The 2,059-nt window shown below is 33.2% G+C and carries 3 protein-coding genes; all 3 read left to right on the top strand.

The window, feature by feature from the left end; translation table 11 throughout:
* Positions 1 to 67: 67 nt before the first annotated feature.
* Complete coding sequence (locus tag AMDU4_RS09420; protein WP_021787749.1) at positions 68 to 547, top strand: hypothetical protein; 480 nt, start codon at positions 68 to 70, stop codon at positions 545 to 547.
* A gap of 216 nt (positions 548 to 763) precedes the next feature.
* Positions 764 to 1,159: a hypothetical protein gene (locus tag AMDU4_RS09415; protein WP_021787747.1), complete on the top strand. Its 396-nt coding sequence runs from the start codon at positions 764 to 766 to the stop codon at positions 1,157 to 1,159.
* 113 nt (positions 1,160 to 1,272) lie between these two features.
* Positions 1,273 to 2,059, top strand: a 787-nt coding sequence (locus tag AMDU4_RS09410) for a hypothetical protein (RefSeq protein ID WP_021787746.1), incomplete at its 3' end; no start/stop codon positions are given.

Here is a 2,059-nt window from a genome sequence, read left to right as displayed (position 1 = left end):
TGGAAAGAGAGATATATATATATATAACAGATAGTTTTTATCAATATTTAAAAAAGAGATGTGATTAATGACAAGAAAGAACGCACGAAATTTCCTTATTGCTGGTATTATAGCTCTTTACGCATATGACCAGTTTGCTTTCTTTTACTTTACTTTTACCGACTTTGCCTATTATGCTGTGATTCCGACCCTAATTATTGTAATGACAGCATATTTTTCATACAGGTTTTTTTACAAAAACAGTAATCCTTTCAGAATGGGTACAGGATTCTCAATCATTGAAACATCCGCTTCCGACAGTGATCATGCAGTAAACCTTTTAGAAGAGAAAATGAATATTCACAGGGAAGAGGCAAAACTTGACCCTAATAAGCTGCCTGAACTTGCCAAGAGGCTAGCTGCTTTATCTGCAATGTATAAGGAAAAGGATAGTGAAAAATCCGAAACCTATGCAAATGAGGCTAAATCCATTATCAATTCTTCTCATTATCCGAATACTGAAGAGGCGATACAGATAAGGACAATAGTCACGAGGTTTCTGAAATGAACATAAAGAGAAGAGGAAGTCTATACCTTACGGTAGTCATTCTCTCAACTACATTTCTTGTTGTGGGTGGTACAGTGTTATTGTATTTTGATCTCACACTACCACCTCTTTCTGCTTATTCTTTGGGAATTGGTAATTTAGTGATTTTTCTCATTGCAAGTTATACACCTTATCTATTTTTTAAAAAATATAAAGCACTAAAGAGAGGGACTGGCGATGCAAACTAGAGCCAAAAACATCCTCTCTTCCACTATATTTGGATTTGTGGGAGTTTCATTAATGTATGTATCAATAATTCTTGGAAATATCATTCATTACAGAAACGGCGATTTTGTCGGGGTGTTACCTGCAATTCTACCTATGGCCATAGGAATGGCTCTCTTCGGTTTCGCCGTTCTTTTTCTGGTTGATAGGGGCAAACCTTATTTGTATCGAACGGGTATTATAGGTCTTTTTATGGGGTTGGTAATGATAGTGTTTGCTTTTGTAACATTTTACCTCCACGGAGCAGGATATATATTGACTGGGTTTCTTGTTCTTGGATTTCTGATGCTCATATTCGCAGTAATAAGACTCATAATTCAGGGTGGCGTAAACATTTCAAAGAAATAGAGAATAGCCCATGACCGGAGAACAAAACATACTAGAACCTTAAAATTTAATAAAATAGAACATATGTTATAAATACCTTTAATAATTGCGTGTTAATATTTTAATGTGTTTGAATGGGAGTAATATACATTTTATGGTTATTTACTGCATTAATGGCAATTGCCATGGCATATGCTATTAAATCGGCAAAAATCACTTCAAATATTATGGAAAAATTTTACGTTTACCTCATACTTGGAATGATGAATAGCATGCTCATAGGAACGTTATTATACTATATTTTAAATTTATCCATCGTCAGAGCTGTGGAAATTTCTGCCATATTAATGATGGTTGAGGTTATTCCATTTTTCTTCAAATTTTTATCGGATTTGATGAGAGAGAAAGAAATGGAAAAATCAGGATTTTTGTTTTTTTACACAATGTTCCTTGTAATTCTTGATGAGTTAATTATGAGTGTTGATTTTAATCTAATATCATCATCCAGTTATTTACCATTTTTACTTTCAACCCCATTTAATGCATTGGCCTTGGCTGTTTCAACCTATTGGTTTGTTTTTACAATGGCATTTGAGATGTTAATAACATCATTTATGCTTCGTAATAGTTTAAAAAAGTTTGTATTAATTATTTTTTCAGTTCAATCGGCCGTTATGCTTTTAATGCCTACAGCAATATATAATAAATTTTATTCTGCGTTTGCTGTATATTTTTCCGGAATAGTTATGACTGCATTCTTTATCTATATGTTTGAATATTTATACAGGAAACAGTCGCTCCATAAAACAGAGGGGAAATATGTATTACAGCTGTTAACAGCATATACATTTATGATGGCGGGAGTTTTTATATGGCAGTATACGGGGAATCTGTATCTAATATCAATATCGATGATACTGG

This window comes from Ferroplasma sp. Type II (genome assembly GCF_000496155.1).
This window is presented reverse-complemented; position numbering and strand designations above follow the sequence as displayed.